Here is a 233-nt window from a genome sequence, read left to right as displayed (position 1 = left end):
CGCAGCACCCGCGACAACAGCCCGGCCCGGCCGCCGCGCGAGGCCGCCCGCAACGACAAGGCGCGGCTGGCCAGCAGGCTGGCCGGCACCGCCAGCAGCAGCGCCAGGGCCATGCCGGCCGTGGCCACGGCAAGGGTCTGCAAAGTTGCCTCGAACAGCAGCAGCAAAAACTCGGCATCATGCGCCGGTGGCCAGAACGCCTGGGTGAAACTGGCGATCTGCTGACGGTTCTC

1 pseudogene is annotated in these 233 nt (G+C 70.8%); it reads right to left on the bottom strand.

Annotated elements, in window-relative coordinates:
• A pseudogene (locus SB765_RS34025) lies at positions 1-233 on the bottom strand (ABC transporter permease); the annotation flags it as partial.

This window comes from Pseudomonas sp. SIMBA_067 (genome assembly GCF_046534675.1).
In the GTDB taxonomy this organism is placed as follows: domain Bacteria; phylum Pseudomonadota; class Gammaproteobacteria; order Pseudomonadales; family Pseudomonadaceae; genus Aquipseudomonas; species Aquipseudomonas putida.
Note: the sequence above shows the minus strand (reverse complement) of the source record. Positions and strands in the feature narration are given on the sequence as shown.